General features: G+C 52.1%; 17 protein-coding genes. All 17 read right to left on the minus strand.

All coding sequences use genetic code 11. From position 1 onward, the window contains the following. Position 1: 1 nt before the first annotated feature. The 17 genes from FW415_RS01345 to FW415_RS01425 all read right to left on the minus strand — a co-directional run bounded on the left by FW415_RS01345 (position 2) and on the right by FW415_RS01425 (position 23759). Positions 2-3190 carry a chemotaxis protein CheB gene (locus tag FW415_RS01345; RefSeq protein ID WP_148382516.1) on the minus strand — a complete coding sequence of 1063 codons (3189 nt, stop codon included), beginning with the start codon at positions 3188-3190 and terminating at the stop codon, positions 2-4. A 132-nt stretch (positions 3191-3322) separates the two neighbouring features. Next, positions 3323-3604: a hypothetical protein gene (locus FW415_RS01350; protein WP_148382517.1), complete on the minus strand. Its 282-nt coding sequence runs from the start codon at positions 3602-3604 to the stop codon at positions 3323-3325. A 137-nt stretch (positions 3605-3741) separates the two neighbouring features. Further along, the gene (locus FW415_RS01355) at positions 3742-4563 is read right to left on the minus strand and encodes a sterol desaturase family protein (protein ID WP_148382518.1); all 822 of its coding nucleotides are present in this window, start codon (positions 4561-4563) and stop codon (positions 3742-3744) included. A 49-nt stretch (positions 4564-4612) separates the two neighbouring features. After that, complete coding sequence (locus FW415_RS01360; RefSeq protein WP_168208621.1) at positions 4613-5197, minus strand: Crp/Fnr family transcriptional regulator; 585 nt, start codon at positions 5195-5197, stop codon at positions 4613-4615. A 79-nt stretch (positions 5198-5276) separates the two neighbouring features. Further along, positions 5277-6638: a hypothetical protein gene (locus FW415_RS01365; RefSeq protein ID WP_210420803.1), complete on the minus strand. Its 1362-nt coding sequence runs from the start codon at positions 6636-6638 to the stop codon at positions 5277-5279. Positions 6639-6761: 123 nt separating this feature from the next. Next, the gene (locus tag FW415_RS01370) at positions 6762-8093 is read right to left on the minus strand and encodes a cell wall metabolism sensor histidine kinase WalK (protein ID WP_148382520.1); all 1332 of its coding nucleotides are present in this window, start codon (positions 8091-8093) and stop codon (positions 6762-6764) included. 2 nt (positions 8094-8095) lie between these two features. Continuing rightward, positions 8096-8770, minus strand: coding sequence for a response regulator transcription factor (locus FW415_RS01375; RefSeq protein WP_148382521.1), 675 nt, complete (start codon positions 8768-8770; stop codon positions 8096-8098). A 162-nt stretch (positions 8771-8932) separates the two neighbouring features. Then, on the minus strand, positions 8933-9784 hold the full coding sequence (locus FW415_RS01380) for a hypothetical protein (RefSeq protein ID WP_148382522.1): 852 nt from the start codon (positions 9782-9784) through the stop codon (positions 8933-8935). 15 nt (positions 9785-9799) lie between these two features. Next, entirely contained in the window at positions 9800-10105 is a 306-nt protein-coding gene (locus tag FW415_RS01385; RefSeq protein ID WP_148382523.1) for a hypothetical protein, read from the minus strand. A gap of 61 nt (positions 10106-10166) precedes the next feature. Next, positions 10167-10670, minus strand: a complete 504-nt coding sequence (locus FW415_RS01390) for a hypothetical protein (protein ID WP_148382524.1) — start codon at positions 10668-10670, stop codon at positions 10167-10169. An 84-nt stretch (positions 10671-10754) separates the two neighbouring features. Continuing rightward, positions 10755-11690, minus strand: coding sequence for an FAD:protein FMN transferase (locus FW415_RS01395; protein ID WP_148382525.1), 936 nt, complete (start codon positions 11688-11690; stop codon positions 10755-10757). After that, positions 11690-13612 (minus strand): FAD-dependent oxidoreductase, encoded by a 1923-nt coding sequence (locus FW415_RS01400; RefSeq protein ID WP_210420804.1) that lies wholly within the window; start codon positions 13610-13612, stop codon positions 11690-11692. The genes FW415_RS01395 and FW415_RS01400 overlap by 1 nt, the downstream gene beginning before the upstream one ends. A gap of 106 nt (positions 13613-13718) precedes the next feature. Then, a complete protein-coding gene (locus FW415_RS01405; protein WP_148382526.1) occupies positions 13719-14798 on the minus strand; it encodes a hypothetical protein in 1080 nt (359 codons plus the stop codon). 13 nt (positions 14799-14811) lie between these two features. After that, positions 14812-17265, minus strand: coding sequence for a hypothetical protein (locus tag FW415_RS01410; RefSeq protein WP_210420805.1), 2454 nt, complete (start codon positions 17263-17265; stop codon positions 14812-14814). After that, on the minus strand, positions 17265-18953 hold the full coding sequence (locus tag FW415_RS01415; RefSeq protein ID WP_148382527.1) for a RagB/SusD family nutrient uptake outer membrane protein: 1689 nt from the start codon (positions 18951-18953) through the stop codon (positions 17265-17267). Before FW415_RS01415 ends, FW415_RS01410 begins: the two co-directional genes overlap by 1 nt. A 12-nt stretch (positions 18954-18965) precedes the next feature. Continuing rightward, positions 18966-22292, minus strand: coding sequence for a TonB-dependent receptor (locus FW415_RS01420; protein WP_210420806.1), 3327 nt, complete (start codon positions 22290-22292; stop codon positions 18966-18968). A gap of 297 nt (positions 22293-22589) precedes the next feature. Continuing rightward, entirely contained in the window at positions 22590-23759 is a 1170-nt protein-coding gene (locus FW415_RS01425) for a FecR family protein (RefSeq protein ID WP_148382528.1), read from the minus strand. Positions 23760-23777: the final 18 nt, after the last annotated feature.

Genomic DNA, 23777 nt, shown 5'->3' on the forward strand with positions numbered 1-23777 from the left:
GCTAATCGTTCTCCTGTTTCTCTTTAAAAAAAATGCTGAAGGTGCTCCCCTTGCCATCTTCGCTTTCCACTTTGGTTTTACCACCGGAAGCGTCCACGATCTTTTTTACCAGGTATAAACCGATTCCAAGCCCTTCTACTTCGGGATGGAGCCGTTTGTACATATTGAATATGCTGTGGACTTTCCCGCTTTCCAGCCCGATGCCGTTGTCCCGCACATCAAGCAGCAGGAACCCATCCTCTTTCCGGGTATTGATATGAATTTCCAGCGGCCGTTCCGGAGATCTGAATTTGACGGCATTGCTGATGAGATTATACAGGATGCTGCGCAGGTTCTTCCGCGAGAAGTACAGTTTGGTGCCGTTCATGTTTTTAATAACCGAGGCATTGGCGGCAGCTATTTTACTCTGGATGCTGAAAAGCACTTCATCCAGCATTTCTTCCATATCTACCAGTTGCGGCTCTTTCAGCATTTCACTTTCTATCTTGCCGATCTCCGCCAGTTCCCTGAGATTCTCCTTGAATTTGGTGATCGAAGCCCGGATCATACCGGAATACATGTTGATCTCCGGATTTGCCATATCCAGTTTTTCGGTCAGCAGGTTCATCAGGCCCTCAATGCTGGTCAACGGGCCAAGCAGATCATGTGAGGCCGAATGCACAAAATTGTCCAGATCATCATTGATCCGCTTCAGGCTTTGATTGGTGCGACCCAGATCGTACTGTGCCTTCTTCAGTGCAGTGATGTCATTAAAGGAAACAATTGCGCCATCCTGCTGGTTATTGGCCTGGCGGATATAGGGCATGATCATCATCTGGTACCAATTGCCGTTCATCGCCTCCACTTCGCGGGACAGCGGGTTACCGCTGGCGATCACGTTACGGATATCGCGCTCCAGATCATTGTTCCGGATATTGATGGTAATATGCGAAATGGGCCGGCCAACATCGGACTCCCGGAGATTGATCAGCTTGATAGCGGCAGGTGAGAACTTTTTCAGCAACAATTCATTATCTACGAACAGCTGTCCGTTCAGATCACTCCGGAAGTAATTGTCCATATCATCGTTCAGCACCACCAGCTCCCTGATCTTCAGCTGGTAGTCCGTATTAATGGTCTGAAGCTCTTCATTGACAGATTGCATTTCTTCGTTGGCGCTCTGCATCTCTTCATTGGCGGACAGCAGCTCCTCGTTGAATGACAGCATATTTTCATTGGATGCGGCCAGTTTTTCCATGGATTCCTGCAGGCGGCCGCGGGTTTCCTTCAATTCTTCTTCCAGGTTCAGCATGCCCGCGCTGAGGTACTTTTCCTGGTCAAATACCGGGTTTTCCGATAAAGCAGCATCCTCCCGGAAGAGTACCAGCAACAACCTGTTGTCCGTATCACTGTCACCCAAGGGGCGTACGATCATAGTAACAGCCTTCGGATGCCCGGAAACGGAAACAGGGATACCGGAAACGATCACCCGTTCATTATTTTTCCGGGCTTCCCGCGAAGCGGACGCAAAAGCCAGCCCCAGCGGCTGGGGCAGCAGTTCCATCAGATCGAAGTTGAAGATCTTTTGCAGCAGGAACTCCTCTGCCTTGCCGAAAGATTTGACAACATAATTTTCCTTATCGATACAGACGCCTGCGTACCTGCCTTCTTCCAGCAGGATAAGGTTCACTTCTTCCATTAAACCGGATTTGTTGACAGCGGCTCCTGGCTTTTTAGCCTGTGCCAGCACTTCCGCCTGCAGTTCAGGCAGCAGGGAAGGCGTAAAAATGTCGAAGCGCACGGATTTAGGTGTATTCAGATTCCGGTAGATCTTCCATTTCCTGTCTATTTCAGTCAGGTAGGGCAATACCATCCCGCCGTTCTCACTGGACCCCAGGAACAGGAAACCATCCCGCGCCAGGCCGAAATGCAGCATGGAAAGCGCTTTTTTCTGCAGCGGAGGGTTCATGTAAATCAGCAGGTTCCGGCAGCTGATGAGGTCCATATTGCAATATGGCGGGTCCTTTACGACGTTATGCTGCGCAAAGATCAACGTCTTGCGGATGTGCGGCTTGACCCGGTAACTCTCGTCTTCCCGGGTAAAGAACTGTGCCAGTCTTTCGGGTGAAATCTCCGCCTGGATGCTTTCCGGGTACACGCCTTTGCCTGCAAACTGCAGTGCAGCCTTGTCTATATCGGTAGCGAACACCTTCACATTGATCTCCCGACCGGCCTTCTCCAGTTGCTCATGCAGCAGGATAGCCAGGGTATAGGCCTCTTCTCCGGTAGCACAACCAACCACCCATACCTTGATTTCGTCATGATCGGATTTCTGTTTGACGATCTCCGGTAAAACATCATTGGCAATGATATCGAATGCTTCTGTATTTCTGAAGAATGAGGATACGCTGATCATAAAACTCTTTGCCAGTGTTTCTACTTCCTCCGGATGCTGCAGCAGGAAATGATGATATTCTCCGGCCTCCCTGAAATTATGATAGGTCATCCGGCGCTTGATGCGGCGGAGAATGGTAGTAGGTTTGTAATCTGAAAAGTCCAGCGGCAAACGCTCCCTGATCAGTTCTACAATCGCTGCTGCCGTTGTTTCCTCATCAGGGCTATGTGCAGGCAGGTTATTGTTGTTCAAGGATTTATTGACGTATTGCGCGATGATCCTGGGCATAGTGGCGGGAGCAACGATGTAATCCGCCACACCGGTAGCCACGGCATTGGCAGGCATACTGTCATATTGCGTGGTGGCAGGGTCCTGTACGATCACCAGTCCTCCTGCCCGGCTGATATTAACGATACCCTCACTACCGTCATCACCCGTGCCGGATAGCACAACGGCAACCCTGTTGTAACCGGTTTCCCTGGCGAGGGAATTAAAAAAAGTATTGATGGTCTTGTGAGGCATGCCGGTTTTCTCCTTGTCCATGAGATGCAGGCGCCTGTTCCGGATGATCATGTACTGCTGGCTGGGTATCATATATACCCTGTCAGGCTCCACCTGCATATTATCCGCAGCCTCGCAAACCTTTAACTGGCTGTACCGGGATAAAATCTCGACCATCCGGCTTTTATAATCCGGCGAAAGATGTTGTATGATGACATAAGATACCCTGGCAGGCGGCGTATTGTCGAAAAAAGTGTGCAACTCCTCAATACCTCCGGCGGAGGCCCCGATGGCAACTAAAAACTGAGTATCCATAACATATAGAAATTAATGTGCGGCCCCAAACCGTACATGCCGTAAAGGTTATCCAAATTGGGAACAAAACAATCTTATCGCTAAAATTTCGTGCTTTGGAGTCAATGCTATTATTGGTCACTGAATAGTACTTCAACTGATATTGCTATATCCCCTGGGGATCAGTTCAAATCCGGAACAAACGGTCACATCCTCTGTCAGCAGACATTCATGCAGATCATTCCATATCGCACATACCTTGCGTGTCCGCGTTTCCGTACATACTTTCTCGTATGCTTCGGACTCAATACCAATCGTACTGTAATAGACCACATCTGCCGTTTTCACGAGAACAGAGATAACATTATCCTCGTCATCAACCAAGTATTTTTTGTCTTTGCTCAGGTATAACACCTGTTCTTGTACTGCAGTCATTGGATTCAGATTTATATTGGTAATTAACGGGGGATGAGGGCAAACAAAACCAAAACCGGAGAAATAGCCGTTGCTAGCGTGCTATTGAAGGTACGCAGATTAATCGGTAATTACTAAAAAGAATGCGGCAGGGCGTTTTAACCGCCCTCACCTGCCGGGGAAGGGGGGATCTGTTTTTTCAGCCCGGTTGCCTTCCTCCCGAACCGCTGCTCCTGCAGCCTGTCGTACTCCTTCACATAATCCGGGTGTTCCGTACCCATTACCCTGTCCCAAACCCTGAAATAAAGCCCGTAATTCCCCCTGAACCGGCTGTGATGGAGATTGTGATGCACCGATGTATTGATGATCTGGAACAATACCGTATGCCGCAGCCACTTCGGTGCGATCTCGTACCCCAGATGACCATATACATTGATCAGGAAGGCCACCGTCGTAAACCACATCACCGCAATACCGTGTATGGGTATCACCATGGCGATGATCACCAGTACAAATCCTTCCGCCACAGCCTCCAGCAGGTGGAACGAATACGATGCCCAGGGTGAGGGATTGGTGGAGCGATGGTGCAGCAGGTGTGTCCGTTTGAAAAGCGCGGGATGATGCAGCGTACGGTGCATCCAGTAGAAATAAGTATCGTGGATCACCAGCGCCAGCACAACGCTTACCGGGATGTACCACAGCGGGAATGCGTTTATATCACGATACACCTGCGTATAGGACCGCAATGGCGTGAACAGCACGGCAAAACCGATCAGGCTGAGCACAAGCGTGGTTTGCATGGAATGCCATATCTCCCGGATATAATCCTTCTTCCCCGCCAGCCGTTCCTGTATCTTGAAACGCGTGAGTTTCCGGAAAAAAAGGAGATAGCACAGCAGGAAGGGAATACCCGCCAGCAGAAAATACCGTATGGCGGATACGCCAAAGAGATGGGCGATGATGTCAGCAGCTTTTTCCATAAGGCAAATGTAAAAACTGCCGTTACCGGGACTGCTTAACAAAAGATAATTAATGCCTGGCGCGGGAGACGATGCGTTTGCGGATGCGGCTCAGGGAAACAGGAGTGATGCCCAGCATGGAGGCAATGAATTTTCCCGGCACACGGCTGATGATGTCCGGTTTCTCCCTGACCAGCCGGCGATAGCGCTCTTCAGGGGAATACAGCACAAATGTTTCCACCAGTTCCAGGGACTCCGCCAGCATCTTCATCAGGAAGAACGTTCTTAATGGCTCAAAACGGGGCTCCTCCGCCATGATCTTTTCAAGGTCCCCGTAATCCATTTCCAGTATGGAAACAGGTTCCAGCGTGCTGTAGGTAAAGCGGGAAGGCCGCTGCCGGATAATGGCATCATGCGAGGCGACGAATTGCCCTTCCCAGCGCAGCAGCATGGTCACCTCATCGCCATTGTCCTTGACCGTGCTGGTGCGGATAATGCCTTTCTCGATGAATGCGAGTTTCCTGGATGTGGAGCCTTCCCGGATGTACACTTCACCGGCGGCCAGCTCCAGCCGGGCCGCTTTCGAGGAAAGGAACTGTACATCTCCGGCGTTTACGCCCTGTACATTACGGATGGCATCCAGTAGTAGTTGCATGTATGCAAATTGCATAAAAAAAGGGAACAACACCAGATGATGTGTTCCCGTTGCGTATATTAACAATCAACGTAGGTGTTTATTGTCTTCTGTCGCGTGTTGCTCTTGTTGGCGCCGCGCTTCTTCCCTGCGGGGCGCTCACCCTGGTGGAACTGCGGTTTACCTGGCGTTGCGGCGCATTCACAGTGGTTGACCTGCTATTGACCTGACGCTGCCGGCTATTGATATTCGTAGCACTCCGGTTCACCTGGCGTTGCGGGCCGGTTACCGTGGTATTCCGATGGTTAATATCCCGGCGCGGACCGTTCACGGTAGTGGAACTCCGGTTGATCTGGCGGCCTTGCGGGCCGGTGACCGTGGTGTTCCCACGATTGATCTCCCTGCGGGGACCATTTACGGTAGTGTTGCTGCGGTTGATCTGACCTCCCCGGGGACCGGTTACCGTAGTGTTTCCCCGGTTGATCTGTCTGCGGGGACCGTTCACGGTAGTGTTGCTACGGTTAATATCCCTGCGTGGGCCGTTGACCGTTGTGGAACTCCGGTTAATGTCCCTGCGTGGGCCGTTCACAGTGGAAGAACTGCGGTTGATCTCCCTTCCGGAGTTGCCGCGGGTTACGGAAGTGCGGTTAAATTCCCGGCTGGGCGTATTCACCGCTACCGTTCTCCGGTAGTTATTGACGGCGGTATAATGCCTGTTGCGTACGGAAACAGAACTCACGCGCATCGGACGGTAAATATGATGCGCCCTCACTACCCGGTGCGTATGCACCACTACATACCTCGGGCGGTAATGATAGCAGATGGGCTGGTACACATGCCATGCCAGCGGCCTCCAGGGGTTCCACCATACGGGATAGTGATACCATCTCCAGGGAGAAACCCAGATAGTGTAATGCGGGGCAAATACAAACCGCACGGAAGGCCAGTACCATACGTTCACAATGATCCCCGAAGGCCCGAAGGCTGCGTTAGGCCCATGCGGCCTGTCCGTCACCGGAGCATCGTTAAATGCGGTCACATCCTCCTCCAACGGCTCCACGATACGCGATACGCCGTAGATGTCCTCATCCCCAACGATCTGTATCATCGCCTCGGCATTCCCCGTCCGCTCCAGTTCAATCACGGCAACGTCCTGGCTCTCATTGGGAGAAACCAATGCCTGCAGCACGAAGAGCTGCACATTCTTGTCCTTTTTATTTACAATGCGGATATAGTCGATATCCCCGTCTCCGTTAAGATCAAGGTTGTTCACCCCGTTCTCCTTCGTATTCAGGAGTTTCTCGAACTCCTGTGGAGAACCGGCCTTTTTGAACATCTCCAGCGCCCCTTCGAGACTGAAGTTATCTCCCGGCAAACCTGTTGCCTCCGCTTCCTGTGCCTGTACACCGGTTGTCAGTAATATACTGATCAAAACAGCTGGCAATGAATATAATGTTTTCATACGCTGTTGTTTTATATAAGACGATTGTGTATAAACAAAGTTTAATCCAAACTGCTGTAACGGTGTTGTAGAAATGTTAAAAAGGCCCTGAATTTTCCATATTTTCCGATTCAACCGGTTGCATCAACTTTCCCGCCATACACCTGCCGGAAATATGACCGAAAAAGTAGTGCCTTCATCCGGAACAGAAGATACTTCCAGCCGGATACCATGATAATTTGCGATAGCCTGTACAATAGAAAGCCCTAGTCCATAACCTTCCTGTTCCGTTCTCACCACTTTCTTGAAACGATTGAACACCGTTGCCTGCTCATGCGCCGGAATACCGATGCCTGTATCGGTTACATGCACGGTATATATCCCTTCGCCGCTCTTTTCTTCACTGATAACGATCTTTCCGCCGGGTTTGTTATACCGTACAGCATTATTGACGAGGTTGTAAAAAAGCTGGAAGATCAGATCATGATTCAAACCCTGCACAACCAGGCCGCGGGAAATAAACATGGAAAAATGAAGCGCCCTGTCTTCCAGCCGGTGCCCAAGCTCTTCCATCACCTCCGTGAGCAGTGTATGGATAGCAAACGTATCGCGCCTTTCAAACTGGTCGTTCTCGATCCTGGAGATCAATAACAATGATTGTACGATCTTCTTCAGGCGGTTCAGCGTTTTCATCATACCGATGATCCGGTTCTCCATTTCCTCGCTCAACGCATTGTCCACCATAAGATTTTCCATCTTGTGCTGCAGGATGCTGATCGGCGTCATCAACTCGTGCGATGCATTGGAGGTGAACTCCCGTTCCTTGTCAAATGCCGTTTTGATCCGGTCCATCAATTCCGTCAGTGAGCTGTCCAGATACTGAAAATCCACCGTGGATGTTTTAACGGGAGGAATATGTTCCTTGAACGGAAATTTCCTGTTCACCAGTTGCGTTTTGATGATCTGGCCCAGCGGCCGCAGGAGCAAACGGGTGAACACCAGGTCTATCAACACGGTCAACACCGTGAGCCCCACAAGCACATACAACGCCACGGCCTGCAGGGGGCGGTTATACTGGCCGATCGTGGCCGTTGTTTTACCGACTTCCAGGATATACCGGTTATCATCATACGCAAAAACATGCGTCAGCACCCGGTAGGTCAATGTATCATTCTCCACGATACGCCGCTGCGTGGCGATCGTGTCCGAAGGCTGTATCCTGCCTACCGGTTCCAGGGAAATGTACTCTTCTTTCAGCATGGTATAGCTCCCGTAGTTGTCTTCTCCCTGCAGATAAAAATCAATACCATTCTGCTGAATGATGCTGAGCACTTTCTTTTTCTGTTCGCCGAGATAGTAATCGTTATATGCAGATGCCACATTATCTACCAGCAACGGCAGCAGCAGCACGAACAATACCACGATCGCCGCTTTGGAGAGCGTAATGAAAAGCGTCAGTTTGGTAAATAGTTTCACGCTCAGATCTTTATTTTATAGCCAACGCTGCGGATAGTCTGCAGCCATTCCACAGACGAAAAGGCGCCAAGTTTCTTGCGGATGTTCTTGATATGCACATCGATGTAATTCGAATCATAATCATCATCCGAAAAATTGCCCCAGATATGCTCACTCAGCTGCAAACGCGTAAGCGGCCGGTTCTTGTGCAACAGCATGTAACTGAGCAGATCGAACTCTTTGCGGGAGAGCGGTATTTCATCTTTCCCTAAAAACACTGTTCTTTTTTGCAGATCTACCGTAAAATCACCCAACGCGATCTGCGTATCGTTGATAGCGAACTTTCTTCGTGCAATGGCCTGCATGCGGGACTGCAGTTCCAGCAACGAAAACGGCTTGGGCAGATAGTCATCTGCCCCAAGATCCAGTCCCCTGATCCTGTCTTCCAGCTGCCCGCGGGCCGTGATCACGATGTAAGCCGCATCCGGACAATTCTTCTTGGCTTCTGCCAGCACATGCAGCCCGTCTTTATCCGGCAGGCCAAGGTCCAGCAGAATGAAATCATACTGGTTCTCTTCCATCTTTTCGAGGCCCTGTTTTGCCGTGTAGGCCAGGTCGCATACATAAAAGGCCTTTTTCAGAAATGCGGACATTTCTGCAGCCATCGACCTTTCATCTTCTACGATCAATACTTTCATCTGTCCATGTTTAACTTTCAATTGCCAGACGGGACCTTAAATGATTAAAATGATCATTCCCCGTATGTCTAATGATAATTTTAATCATGCCGGTTTCATCTGTTCATATTTAACTTTCAATTGTCAGATGGGACCTTAAATGATCGGCTTCACTGGCGGTTTTCAGAACTGGTAGTAAAAGCTCAAACTAAGAAAGGTGTTCAACTTCCCCGCTCCGGTCTCCGCCTTCTTTCCCGGCACGGAAAACTGACAGGCGGCTTCCACCAGGTAGTTCGCGCGATTGTAGGCCAGCGGCAGCTTCAGGTTCCAGGACAGCAGGCTGAAATTTGTGGACGTAGTGGTCGTTGTTTCTTCTGCATCGTCCTGCCCGCCCAATACCGGCGGTATCGGTAAAATGCCCAGCAGGCTGTCCCGCAGCCGCTTTTCCGTCACATAAGTTTCATAGAAATGTTGTGTACCGCCCACCACTTCCAGCAGGGGCGTCAGTGAAACAAAGTCTTTCTGACTGAAGAGGTGACCGAGATTGATGAACTTTTCGGTGCCAAGCGTTACAAATACGTCCTGCTCTTTTCCGAAAGCATAGTCCACATTCACGCCGGTGGTCATCCAGTATTCGTAATTCAGCGAAGCGCTGGCCATATCTGTATTTGCGGCATGCAGGAAAGGCGAGTTCGAGGGAAAGAAAGTATGGGTGTAACTCAGGTCCGCCACAAGTTTTTTACTGATGTTGAAGGATATGCCTGCGCTCGCAGCGGAAGCGGATACGATGTTGGCGGAATCATTCAGCAGCCTTAATCCTACCCCGGAAAAATAAATACCTGACGGCAGGCGTATGGAGGCGATGGCTGCAACGTATGGCAGGCTTTCTTCCGCACGTTGTCCATAATAACTGGCATCGCTGGTGTACATGGCTCCTGCGGTGAAGGTGACCTTCTTCCCGCCGGTGCTGTCTTCCTGGGCATAGGCGCCCAGGCCCGATAACCACAGAACGGATAAAGCAATGATATGTTTCATACAGATGTGATGCCGTTACCGGATGATACCGGTAACCTTTTTAATGACTTTTGGTTTGATGACCTTGATCGGTTTGACAGGGATGGGCGCCGGAACAGGGATCGGTTTCATCTGCCGCCGTGTTTTTGGCACTTCCTTGATGATGTCAGGTTTTTTCTTCGCCGTTTCCTTTCCTTTCTCTTTTTTCTGCGGCGGTTTCCGGGTATCCGGCACCGTATCGGTCACCGCTTCCATTCCGATATTCCCGGCCATACTTTGCGCCGGTCTGGCCATCAGCAGCAGGAAGAATATCCCTGCCTGGTATATCAACAACTTTCCCATGTACTATAAAATTAACAGGATTTTGCCATCTGCCGCGGCAAAATCCTGTTACTCACAATGGTTACCTGATTCGCAAGCCGACTGCACTGCTGAGACCGGTGTTTATTTTTACCGGTACGGCTTTCATCTGCGCCGCGGCGGAATGGTTCACCATACTCTTGATGCCGGAGCTTTTGATCTGCCCGGTAGCAAACTGGTCTGCCGTAGCCGTAACGTTATGCCCCGTCTTCCCGATTACGCTGACCGCATGGTCTGTCGCGGTCGAAACCCGGTTCGCGATATCCCCTTTGACACTAACGGCATGATCCGCCGCCACCGAAATGCCATTTTCCACCTTCCCTTTGACCAGTTCCGAACGATCCACGGCGCCGGCCCTCACTTTTTGCAAATCGGCGGTGTTAACGGCAACACCGGAGGTTGCGGATACATCCGTATTGGCTTTTGCGCCGGACTTGCCGGCCTCTGCCGCAATTTTCACGTCAGCATTTCCTTTTACTTTGGTTTCCTGAGCAAATACTGCGCCGGACAAGAAGAGTGCGGCGATCATCATGACTTGTGCTTTCATAACTCCAGATTTTATGGTTTTTCAATGATTACACCACAAAATTATTTCCCGAAGATGAAGCGAAGATGAAAAACGTAAAAAAAGCTATTCCGCAATAATGGCCTGCATACCAGCCGTCATAAAGAACTTTGGCCGGCCTTCTTCCTCATATACGAGGAATGCCTCCAGCTGCGGTTCCTTTTGCAGCAAAAGTTTTGCGCCTTCCAGCCCCAGCGCGAGCAGGGCAGTGGCATAGGCATCCGCTGAAGCCGCGTCAGCGGAGAGCACCGTAGCGCTCAGCAGGGCATCGGGGGGAGAAATGCCGGTTTGGGGATGCATGATGTGATGGAGCAGTTGCCCATCCTGACGGTAAGCATTATAATAATTGCCGGAAGTGGCTGTGGCGCGGTTGGTAAGGGTTAGGGTGCGAAGGGTTTTCCCCGGATGGAATGGGTCCTCAATGGGTATGGATCTCTTTTTCCCGCGGCAACGCAGCTCGCCGCCAACTTCCACGAGATAGTCCGTAATGCCCTGCTTTTCCAGGAAGCCGGCGATCACATCCACCGTATATCCCTGGGCAATGGCGTCAAAATCAAGCCGCACACCGCTCTTCGTTTTATGCACCGCAACGGAATCGAAAACGATGTATTGAAAGCCAACATATTGCAATAGTGAATCCACCCGGCCCGGCCAGGGTATGCCGCTTCTTTTGCCATTGCGGTAAGCTTCGGTGAGGGGCGCCACCGTAGGGTCGAATGCGCCGCCCGTGGCCTGGTAAATCTCGTATGAACGCTGCAGAACGGGATAAAAATAACCGGACTGATACCGGAAATCATCGAACTGGTTAAAGGTCGATACTTCGGAATCAGTCCGGTAAGTGGACAATGCCTTGTCGATATCCGACAGGATGGAATCCACGGATATTTTAAAATTACGCTGCCCGGCATCCGCATAACGGATGTGATAAGTAGTGCCCTGGGCCGTACCGTCAAAGCTGACTTCCGGCAGCAGGAAACATAAAAAGGCAGCGGCGATCCACATCAGTCTATTTTATTTGTTACCTGTTGTGAAGGCACAGTTTCGTCTTTCAGGATAGCCACCAGTTCAGACAAATGATGCTGGTACACGCCTCTCGGTGTGGTATTATGTTTCTTCGCGATGCCGGCTGCAAAGCCTACTACCTCTCCCATCATGCCGCAGGTACGCATAACGCGGGTGCTGCCGAAGGCAACGTGCGTGGTGCTGATGTTCCGGCCGGCCATGAACAGGTTGGAGATGTTGCGGGAATAGAGGCACCGGTAGGGAATGGTGTACGGCGCTACGCGGATGTGTTTGGTGCTGGCGAAAAATTCCTGCCCTTCAAAATATTTGCTGTTCTTTTCCTGCGGGAAATGCAGGTCTATCGTCCAGGTAGCGGTTACTGCGCCATCAGGATAGAACTTGCCTTCCTGGATATCCATCTGCGTGAGCACATGATCCCCGATAATGCGGCGCGATTCCCGCTTGCCGCCGATGTAAGCCACCCAGGCCAGCTCGCGTTTCGCATATTTCTCCGGTTTGTTCTTCTTCAGGTAAGACCAGTTGCCGTATATCGCACGAAGGTTATGATCGCGGATCTGCTCCGCTTCCGTGATGGTATTGAAATTCCCGAAACCCGTTTCCCATTCCCAGTCTGATTGCACCTGATCGATATGATATTCATCGGAGAACTGCAAAGCCCAGGGTGTTTCGGGGAAGGAAGACACGGTATCCCGCTCCAGGGATGCCCAGAGGTTGGAGGTGCCGAGGGTGAAATCATCCGGTTTTTCGGGCGCCAGCGGCTCACCCGTTTCGGCCCTGCTTTCCCGGCCCATACGGAAGTCCGCGCCGGACAGGAAACCAATTGTGCCATCGCCGGTGCAATCGGCAAAATAGGTAGCAGTGAAACGTACATCCTGGTTCGTGGAGATGTTCCTGCCGGTCACGGCTTTGATCTTATCCTTATCCATTTCTACTTTGTAGGCATGCGTATTGAGGAACAAGGTCAGGTTCTTTTCCGCTTTCACGATATCGATCTTGCGTTTGTCGCCATACTCTTTCGCATCAGGATTGCCGTTGCCGGGATCTCCGTTATCCATTTCCCGGACGATCCTGCCCAGTTTGGGATAGTGATTCTTGTCCACATCCCCCATCAGGTGTACCCTGATCTCCGAGCTGTTGTTGCCGCCAAGCACCGGCCTGTCCTGCACCAATGCCGTTTTCAGGCCCTGGCGCGCAGCGGAAATGGCCGCACAGGTACCGGCAATGCCGCCGCCGATCACTACGAGATCGTAATGCCCGCCGTTATCCGGTTCGGCATGTGTATGCAGCAGCTTGTTACGGAAAGCGTTCAGTTCTTTCAATGTATTTGGCGGGGTGAACTTCGATGCGTCTGTGAACAGGATGGCATCGCAGCGGCCATTGAAGCCGGTCAGGTCATTCATGGTCAGCCGCACCTTTTCGTTTTTGATATCTACTGTTCCGCCATCATACCATTTCCATGCATCGTTGCCGCTGGCGCCGAATACCGGGCCTGCCTGCTGTCCGTCGATGGACAGGGTGAACTTTCCCGGGCCTGTAGGGAACGGCGCCCAGTCTTTCGTGCGCACCCACATCCGGTATTTGCCCTTCGCGGGAAACTGTACGGTGGTGGATGCTTCTTTTACCGGCCGGCCCATGCCATGCGCCATCAGGTAGGAAGAACCTATTACAACAAACGACTGCTGATCAATTACCCAGCCGCCTTTGTCTTCAAAAGATTCCGCTTCCACGTACACCTGCTTTTGGGCGAACAGGCCCGTGTGCAGCAGCAACAGGGCAAAGCCGGTCACCAGGGAGCTCTTTGCGGGTAACAATATCCGGAAAATGCCGGTGATGGGAAGACAGCTGTCCTTCAGGAACGACAGGGCTTTCATGATGCTTCGGCGGTGTGTTAATATTTTCATCTGTACATATTTTATGTTTTTACGGGGCAAATGAATTGTTATTTCATCTGTTCATATATTTTTTACGGGTCAGATGGAATGCTATTTCATCTTTTTTCGAGTTTTATTATTCCGATGCCGATGACGACGCAGCCTTTTCATAACCTGACAGTTTTTTCCGCACTGTTTTATGTGTCGGTTTCAGGGACGATAACGCCTCATAGATCGCCTCTCCTGCGTCCGGATCTGTCAGCTGTTCCGCCAACTCCAGTTGCGCTTTGTCCGAAAGCTTTTGCTGCGCGGCCAGCAGCGCCAGTTTTATTTTAAATTGTTCATGATTCCCGGCTCTAACGGCCTTTGCTATACGAACAGCCAGTACTTCGCCAAGCGGGATGTCTTTCAATTTTTTCAGGATGGCCATCTGGAAAGGGTACACGGCCGAGTTATACACCTCCCACAGCCACAATTGTCTTGATGGCGTATCAAAAAAATCCCTGTTCACCGTTTGCAGCGCATGCCGCGCGGTGAAAATATTCTTCCCGGCAATGATCTTTTCAATGTCTCCTTCATAAGACGCCTGCACATGCCCCTCTGCAGATATCACTTTCTCCATCGCGAAGTACTGGTAATGGTAGTTGTCACTGTTCAGGAAGCGGTGCAGCAACCCGGGTGACAGGTACGTTTCCGTGATCTTCCTGATCTCTTCTTTCACCGGGCCATGCGCCAGATGCCAGAGGGTGTAGCAGGTGAATACCGCGCCTTCTATCACATCATTTTTGATGGTCTTGAGCGTAGCGCCTGTTTTGATATTGGCCGAATCGGAGATATCCTCCGTACCTTTCACCACCAGGTCTTCCATCTTCAGCTCGGCGAGTATGGAGGTTTCCCGGGAGAGGATGTCCTGCAGCTTCGCGTAATCCTTCTCCTGAAATTCCCGGTGATCTGTTTTCGTGAGCACTTCATTATCCGGCATATCAAAGCGGGTGTAATTGCCCCTCAGGTCCCAGTAAAAATTGATGTACACCGGTTTGCATTCGCCGGTATTGCATACAGGCGTATAGATGTTCCGGAAGAAGTACAACGGCTGCCCTGCCTTGTCCAGTACAAGGTTCAGGGTATAGCTGATGCTGTCGTTCTCCCTGACTTCATACCTCCGGATGCTGTCATCTGCGCGCACCGGCATTGCCGATGCGCACAGGATGACCATTAAAAAAATCAGTTTACTTATATTCCAGTCTCGCTGTAGCATTACAATCCTTGTTGCTCACAAATCTGATCCACCGGGCCTGTACATCATCCGGGAAGCGGAAGGCGAACTGCTCGCCGGGCGCCACCGTCACTTCCTTGTATTTCATCCATACGCCGGTGCCAACAGGGTCCATTTCGATGGTGAAGGTTACGGGCTGTTGGGCTTCATGAGAGAGCTGCAGGCTGCGGCTGTCATAAAAACCGAACAGGTAGGGATCGGATGGCGCATTCGCTGTCACGGGTGATTGTTTCCAGGGACCGCCCTGCCCTGCAGGTTTCCCCAGCTTCCACAGATCATCGATCACACCGGCCCATACCGCGGCTTTGCCATCGGCCGAACGGATGATATGCTCACTTTCGCTTCCGGCATCGATACCTGTCAGTATCAGCAATCCGCGATAAGAAGCGTAGTCGTTGATCCGGAAATGATGCGATGCTACCGGCCGGATCTTTGCATAGCCGTCCGCATTCTCGGCGGGGAGTTCGTAAAATGTACCGTGACAGTTGAACAGGTCCCGCTCTGTAGCTACCTCACGGCAGATGCGGAGGGCACTATGTTGCGTCAGCCCGGTAAATGCCTCATCTCCCAGCGGCAGGCGCCAGCGGCGGCCTTTATCGTCCACGACCAATACGGAAGCGGCGTCTATGGTCACGGCCTGTTCCGGGATGGCGAACTTTTTACGGATGAACGCGCTGGCCGCGGTATCTTCTTTCTTTTCCAGCTGCATTTGCGCATTCAACTCATAATATCCGGCTTCGGTGGCTGTTGCGCCGCTGTATTCCAGCGCCAGCATTCCCAGCGTACGCCGGTCTTTCCCCAGGCCATAGATCAGTCCGCCGCTTGTTTTATCCGCACCAGTTTCGCTCAGCCCTTTAAAGATACCATCCGTTGTGTTATTCCGCCGGTCTTTATCCGCATAAGAAAAATGCAGCGTGGCGTTGGTGTTTACATTCGCTTTTGCCCGTATCCATTCCCCCGGCATATCCGCTGGGAATGCCACCGGTACGCTTCCTCCGGCCGGAACCGAAACAGTTTGCGCAGTGGCCCAGTTGCCGTCCCCGGCCTGGTCGGTTTCAAAGGTGAACTGAACGGACTGGCGGCCGTTGTTTTTGATCCAGGCGGAGCGCAGGGGCCATCCGGCAAAAAGGAAAGGCTCGGAGACCTCATTGGCCTGTATGCTTTCATTCAGCCACACAGCGCCTTCGGCCGTATTCGGCCCCAGTTGGTCCGGCTGCTCCAATGAAGTGAACCAGAGGTTGGAATTGGACTGTCCCGGCCCTTCTATATTGCCTTTGGCTTTTCGCTTGTTTAAGAACTCCTTTTGTGCGGAATCATCGCATCCGAAAACCAGCTGATCGTTCCAGCGGGCAAAATCCCCGATCACTTTGAGGTAAGCGGAGCGCGGGCGGATACCGGCGGTTTGCCTGCTGCTGAACCCGCCGGGGAAACGCCAGAACATGCCGTGCATGGTCATCAGGTAATCCGGCTGCTGTGAAGTGCCGATATCGCGGATGCGCGGCCACTCTGTATTCCAGCCATGCGCGCCATCGTAGCTGTGGCTGGCTTTCGGCAGACGGTAAAAATGCCATTGCCCCTGATCGCGCACGGCCAGCAAAACGGATTTATGGTCCCAGCCCGTAGCCCAAATGGGATCGGTATCCGGATTTTTATTGCCGTAAATGCCACCCGGACCGGTCACTTCCACAAACTGATTGCGGCGGACGGTCTTCCAGTTTTTCCCGTCCCATTCTGACAGGGAGCCGGATTCGATATCGAAATCGGTCAGGGACTTCGGGCCCGGCTCACCGTTGTTGGAATAGACCATCACGCCCTGTCCGGAATACAATCCTTTGCCATGTGCGCCGGGCAGGAGATTGGGTACGGAATCCCTCGGGTTGCCATCAGGATACAGCATCACCGGTTGCAGGGTGTTCACATCCACTTCATAGAACCCTTCTTCCATGGTGCCGTAATATATTTTGCCTGCGGGGTCTGTGAGATGGCGGGCGTTGCCGGTATGGCGACCTTGCATGGCGGTGTAGGGGATCACCCTTACTTTGCCGCTGCTGTCTATTGCATACGGCCCGATGAAAAGCTGGTGGCTTTCCGGATGGATCATCCTGTTGGCCGGCGTTCCGCCGATGCTTTCGCTGCGCACGGTCTGTTGCAGGTCCGGTGATATCTCATACAGTTTGTCTGACGAGCCTTTCGGCAAATGGGGACCATAGGTGATCACCCAGAGTTTGCCGGCCCAGGGCACTACCGCCCCGGTGCCGCATTCTCCTTCGTTGTTGTACATCGCCAGATGCGGGTACACGCCGCTGAAGGAACGTTGCTTCGTTGTGTCTGCTGTCTGCCTGCAGGCGGCTGCATGCAGCAATGCTCCCGCCGCCAGCACCATCATGCTGCTTCTTATCGTCATCATCAATAGTTATCGTTTTGATCAAGACCGCTGGTCAACACCTCGGCGGAAGGAATAGGCCAGAGATACTGGCGGGTGACATCGAACTTGCGCACGGCAACTGTTTTGATCAGCCCGGCGGTGGCCATGGCCGTGAAATCGGCTACACCGTCCTCATCTATCTCCGGTGTCTGCGGGAAGAACCACAGGCCCGGCTGCACCACTTTTGTACGGAGATCGGCCGGGTCCAGCATGCCGTAATTGATCTTGTTCAGCACTTTACCCGCCAGTTTCCAGCGGATGATATCCATATAACGGATGCCCTCTTTCGCAAATTCCATTCTTCTTTCCACGCGCACGATCTTCCTCAGTTCGGCCTGATCAGTGGTGGTCACCGCCGGATAATCCGCAGTGGCGGTATATTCCACGCCATAAGCCCTTGCCCTTACCATATTGATGGCATCCAGCACCGTCTGATCGATCTGGTTCAGCTCCACTTTGGCTTCTGCATACATGAGCAGCACATCCGCATAACGGATAATGATCTTGTCCGGCTCGGCCGTCCAGGAATTCAGCAGCCAGTCGCGGTCCACGCCTTTCTTCCAGATCAGCCCGTTGTAGGATGCGAAGATGGCGATGGCGCGGGTGTCTTTATTCTCCACATGTTTCATATCCGCTTCCTTCCATACGGTAAGTGTATCCGGATGCGGTTGGTAGGTATATCCGAGGAATGAGCTGCTGAAAGGCACGATGGTAGCCGCACAGCGGGGATCGCGATTTTCAAAGGGATTATGCGGGTCGAATAAAGGCGATTCATCCACCGGCATTCCGTCTGTGCACAGAAAAGCGCAGAACAGGTCCCAGGAAGGATTTTTAGCGCCCCATCCCCCTGCATTGCGGGTCACGTAATTCTGAAGATCGCCCAGTGTTACCTTCAGCGCAACGGAGCGCGGAAGGCCGAACACCGTTTCCACGGAGTTCTTGGTTTTGGACAGGAAGAGGTTGCTGAAATCAGGATGGAGTCTGTACACCTCCTGGTCCATGCAGGCTTTGGCAGCGGCGGCAGCCGTAGCCCAGTCTTCCATCTGCAGCGCGATGCGGGCTTTCAGGGCCAGTGCAGCGCCGGAGGTGGCACGTTTCAGTTCATTGGCCGTATAGGTCGCAGGCAGATTATTGGCTGCGGAATCAAAGTCCGCATAGATCTTCGCCAGCACCATCGCTTTGTCCATCTGCTTCAATTGCAGGGCCTGATCTATATCCAGCGCGGAATCCGTGTACACAATATTACCGTAATGGGAAAGCAGCCGCGAATATTGTGCGGCGCGCACAAAACGCGCTTCGGAGGAATAACGGCTGATCTGGGCGGGGGACAGCACATTCGCCGCACGGCCCACACTGTGTATAACGGTATTGGCACGGGCGATGGCCTTGTAGGCATTCACCCACCATGTGCGTACAAAATCGGTTTCCCCATTGATGGTAGCGCCGGTGATGGGCGTTGTGGCATCGCGGTAAAGGAAATCATCCGTCCAGTCATCATTATCGGTTGGCCAGAACGCATCTTTATACAAACCGTTGAGGGACATTTCAATTTCCTCTGCGGTAGAGTTCCAGGTTTCGCTGGAGCCGTCGGACAGCGGGTTCAGGTCCAGTTTTGCACAGGCGGCCACCAGGAAGAGGCCGGCGCAGGTGATATATAATTTGAATTTCATGTTCTTTCAGTTTTAAAACTTGACGGATACGCCGAAAACAAATGACACGGTGATGGGATAACCGAGGTAGTTCATCTCGGGGTCCCAGCCTTTCGGGAATTTATGGATCGAGAATACGTCGGTAACAGTACCATATACCCGTACGTCCTGCACTTTAGCCTTCTGCACCAGGCTTCTCGGAACGGTATAGCTCAGGTTGATGTTCTTGAGCCGGAAGTAACCGCCGTTGATCAGCCAGTAGTCGGACAGTGCGTAGTTATTGCCTGCGGAGGTATTGGTATAACGCGGGTATCTTACGTTGAGGTTCTGTTCCGGTGTATTGTATTTGCTCCAGCTGTTGCCATCGAGTATGGCCGGGAAGTTGCCGTAGTTCTCCAGCAGCGGCCGCACGATATCGGTGGTGAGACGGGCGTTCTGTTTGCCAACGCCCTGCAGCACCACGCCCAGGTTCCAGTTCTTGTACCCGGCCTGCAAAGTGGCGCCGTACATGTAACGCGGAAGCGAACCGCCTAACAGCACACGGTCGTATTCCGGAGATATCTTTCCGTCCGGCACGCCATTCGGACCGCTGATGTCTTTGTATTTGACATCACCGGGTTTTACATTGGCATTCAGCACAGGCGATTTATCCACATCATCCTGTGTCTGAAAAAGGCCGTCAGACTGGTATCCGTACCATTCATTGAACTCGCTGCCGTATATCTTGATCTGATCGCCGATGAACTCTGTTCCGCCGAGGTCACCCATTTTTGAAATGAAGTCGGACATGTTGGCGGAAACGCCGTAGGAGAAATCACCCACTTTGTCGTTCCAACCGATCTGGAATTCCCAGCCGGTGGTGTACATCTTGCCGGTGTTCTGGGTGGGATTATCGAAACCGATGAAGTCGGGAATCTCCAGGTCCAGCAAAATATCCCGCGTGGTCTTCTTGTAATAGTCCCCGGTGAAACGCAGCCTGTTGCCGAGGAAATTCATATCCAGCCCGATGTCGTAGGACGCTGTCGTTTCCCAGGAGATGTCGCGGATAACATATTGCCATTGTGCGGCGGATTGAGCGGAAACGGCGGCATTGCCCCTGTAGAACAATGAATTGTTCTCGAAGCGGAGGAGCGCCTGATAAGGATAATTTCCCCCGATCCGCTCATTGCCAAGTGTTCCCCATGAGGCGCGTACTTTCAGGAACGACAACCAGTTGGAAGTGCCGCTCATGAACGGTTCCTGGGAAATGATCCATCCCGCGGAAACGGAAGGGAAGGAGCCCCAGCGGTAACCGGGTGCAAAACGGGAAGAAGCATCGTAACGGATATTCGCCTGCAGCAGGTATTTTTCCTTGTAGTTGTACATCACGCGCCCGAACCAGGAACGGTAGGCATTTTCCGTAGCGTTGCCGCTATTGTCCCTGAACTCCAGCGGGCCCAGGTTCAGATAAGGGTAATTGGTCAGCACATACTGCCCGCGGTATGCCATCAGGTCCTCATTAAACGCATAATAATATTCATATCCGCCTAACAGGTTGAGGTTATGGTCGCCCAGCTGTTTGGTGTAGTTCGCCAGGAACTGCATGGTGTAACGATGGTTATCGTTGCGGTTCTCTGTGAGCTTGGTCTCCGTGCCTCCTTCAATGTAGCCGGATACGGAATTAGGATTGCTCCAGGAGGTGTAAGGTATCTGTTTATTGAATGTTTTCAGCTTGTCGAAGCTGGCGAATGGCGATATCACGCCGGAGAATTTCAATCCTTCGATGGGTGTGAAATCCAGGCCTATCTTGCCGCCGATCTGGTTGTACCAGTCGTGATCGAAACCACCGTGCTTCACCAGCGCATAGATATTGGCGCCATCCTTTCCCGCACCGATCCTGCCGTCTGACCACATGGCGGCATACAGGGGCGGCACGATACCCATTTTGTACATGGGATTGGTTACCGGCTGCTTGATGATGGTGCGGCGGAAGTTCAGGTCCACACTCGCGGAAAGATATTTATTGATGGTGATATCATTGTTGACCCGCGCGGTCAGGCGTTCGTAGGTGCGGCCGTCATACAGGGCATCGGATTTGTCATATCCCAGCGATACCCGGGAGCGGATGCTTTTGCCGCCACCGGAAATGCTCATGATATGGCTTTGCCGCGGTGAGGAATTGTTCAGGATCATGCCCCGCCAGTCCGTATTCGGATACTCATCCGGGTTCTGGGCGTTGAGGTTGTAATAATCATCAATGGTCGCCTTAGGATAGGTTGGATGTTCATTGGCGTTATTGCCGTTGTCGTTCCATCTCAGTTCATTGGTCAATTCCATGAACCGGGTCACATCCACGTAATCCGGCAGGATGGTGGGTTTTTCAATACCGTATTCATAGGTATAATCCAGGCTCAGCTGGCCGTTCCTGGCGCGTTTGGTGGTGATGAGGATAACTCCCGCGGCAGCCCTGGAGCCGTAGATGGATGCGGAAGCCGCATCCTTCAGCACGGAAATATTGTCCACATCATTCGGGTTGATGGAATTGATATCGTCGATCGGTACGCCATCCAGGATAATGAGCGGATCAGCGCCTCCTTCCGTGAGGGTGGTGATACCGCGTACGCGTATGGTGGCCGTGGCGCCGGGTGCGTTATTGTTGCGGGTCACGGTAACGCCGGGCATGGAGCCCTGCAGGGCGGTGGAGATCTGGGTGGTCTTCCTCGCCGCGATGGCTTCACCTTCCACAGCGGATACGGAGCCGGTAAGGTCGCTTTTCTTGATAGCGCCATAACCTACTACTACCACACTTTCCAGTGTGGTGTTATCCGCTTTGCCCATTTTGATATCCAGTTTCTTCCTTCCGTTCAGCTCCAGCTCCGTTGTTGCGAAACCGATGTAGGATAATACCAGCACCGCTTTATCATCCACCCCGGAAAGTTTGAACTCTCCATTCTCGTCTGTCGTGGTACCGGTTCTTGTGCCTTTCACCATAACGGTAACACCGGGCAGCGGTTCCCCGGCATCATCCGTTACCTTTCCGGTGATGGTCACCGGCGGCAGGATGAAGGGGGAAAGCACTTTCAGCGGCGGCGTTTTCTTGATGGTGATCGTTTTATCAATGATGGTATAACTCAGCCCCTGCCCCTGAAGAGAAGCGGAGAGAAAGGTTTCCAGGGGAGCATTGAGCAATGATACCGTCACCGGTTGCGCGCTTTTGATCAGGTTGTTATCATAAAAGACCACATAACCTGTCTGTTTGTGAATGGCGGCGAAAATAGTTTTCAGCTTGATATTCTTACCTGAAAAACTTACGGTTTGCGAAACACCGGTAGCGCTTACGTTCAGGAATAAAACCGTCAGGAACAGGCATGTTAACTTCATAGCTAACAGAATTTTGGTAAGGTTTGGCAGACGGTGCATAAGATCTGCACCGCTGACTCCCGGAGATGCAGAAATTGGTGTAGCAACAGCCGTCCGCTTGCGGAAAGCGATAAATTTAAATTGCATACATTTGCATTGTTTGGTTGAATGAATAGGCAGTCTCAGCCGATTGTTCTGTTCAACGCAGACTAAACGCCCGCCAGAGATGTTCCAACCATTTCTGGCATTTTTTTAGCCCACGTTATCTGGTGATCAGTTTTTGTTTGTCATTTCATCATCGTGGATATTTTTTTGTTATTACTTCAATACAGTAATATTTTTCCCTTCTACGCGGAATTTTACATTATTTTCTTCAAGGATGGTCAATACTTTGGACAGGGGCAGTGACCGCTGGATACCGCCGCCGAAGCTTCTCCGTGGCACAAAGCCTTCTTCATAGCCTACGGTCACATCGTACCAGTTCTCCAGCTGCCGCATCACGGCGGGCATATCTGCATCCACGAACAGGAAGTACCCGTTCTTCCAGGCCATTACTTCATCAAGATCTACGTCATTCACCACCTGCATACCGCCGTTATTGCGTTGCAGGCGAGCCTGTTGACCTGGCTGCAACACATCTCCGCGGCCGCCGCCGGACACTTTTACCGCACCTTCCAGCAGCGTGGCTTTCACTACCGGCTCCGCCGCATAGGCATTGATATTGAAATGGGTGCCGAGCACTTCCACTTTCATTTTCCCGGCGTCTACCACAAAGGGTTTACCGGCGTCTTTCGCTACTTCAAAATATGCCTCGCCTGAGATCTGCACGCTTCGTACATCTCCGGTAAATGCGGTGGGATAGGTAATGGAAGAAGCGGCGTTGAGCCAGACGTTGGTGCCGTCCGGCAGGGTGAGGCGGTATTCTCCGCCCCTTGGCGTACGCATGGTATTATACATGACCATATCTTCTGCAGCGCCTTCAATTTCGTAGGACAGCTGCCCGTTGGCCTGCTTTATCACCCGGACTTTCCCCTGCTGCGTCACCACGCCATTGGCGGCGCTATCCAGCGCTATCACCGTACCATCGCCGAGCGTCAGCAATGCTTTATTGCCGCCTGCGGGCACTTCGTTCCTGTATCGTTCGATCCGGGGCGCCTCCGCAAGCTTCTGCGGGGATTTGCGCGGCCATAGCAACGCGGCAGCAGCCACCAGCAGCAATATACCTGCGGCAGCCAGCCACCGGCGGACCGGGAGGGAACGCACACGCGGCTTCTCTTCTTCAAAAAGGGAAGCCTGGATCCGTGCGGAAACTTCGCCGGGCATCCTGTCCTCCGGCCGGAACCGTTCCCAGGTTTGCGCAACGACCTCCTTCAGGTCCTGATCGTCCTGTACTTCGCTGATCCATTCTGCCAGTTCGTGTTTTTCTGCAGCAGTACAGGTGCCATTAAAATACCTTTCCATGAGGTATTGCATACGTTCTCTCAACATGCTGAGTGGTTTACTCTT

Origin of the sequence: Chitinophaga sp. XS-30 (assembly GCF_008086345.1) — a bacterium.
Classification (GTDB): Bacteria; Bacteroidota; Bacteroidia; order Chitinophagales; family Chitinophagaceae; genus Chitinophaga.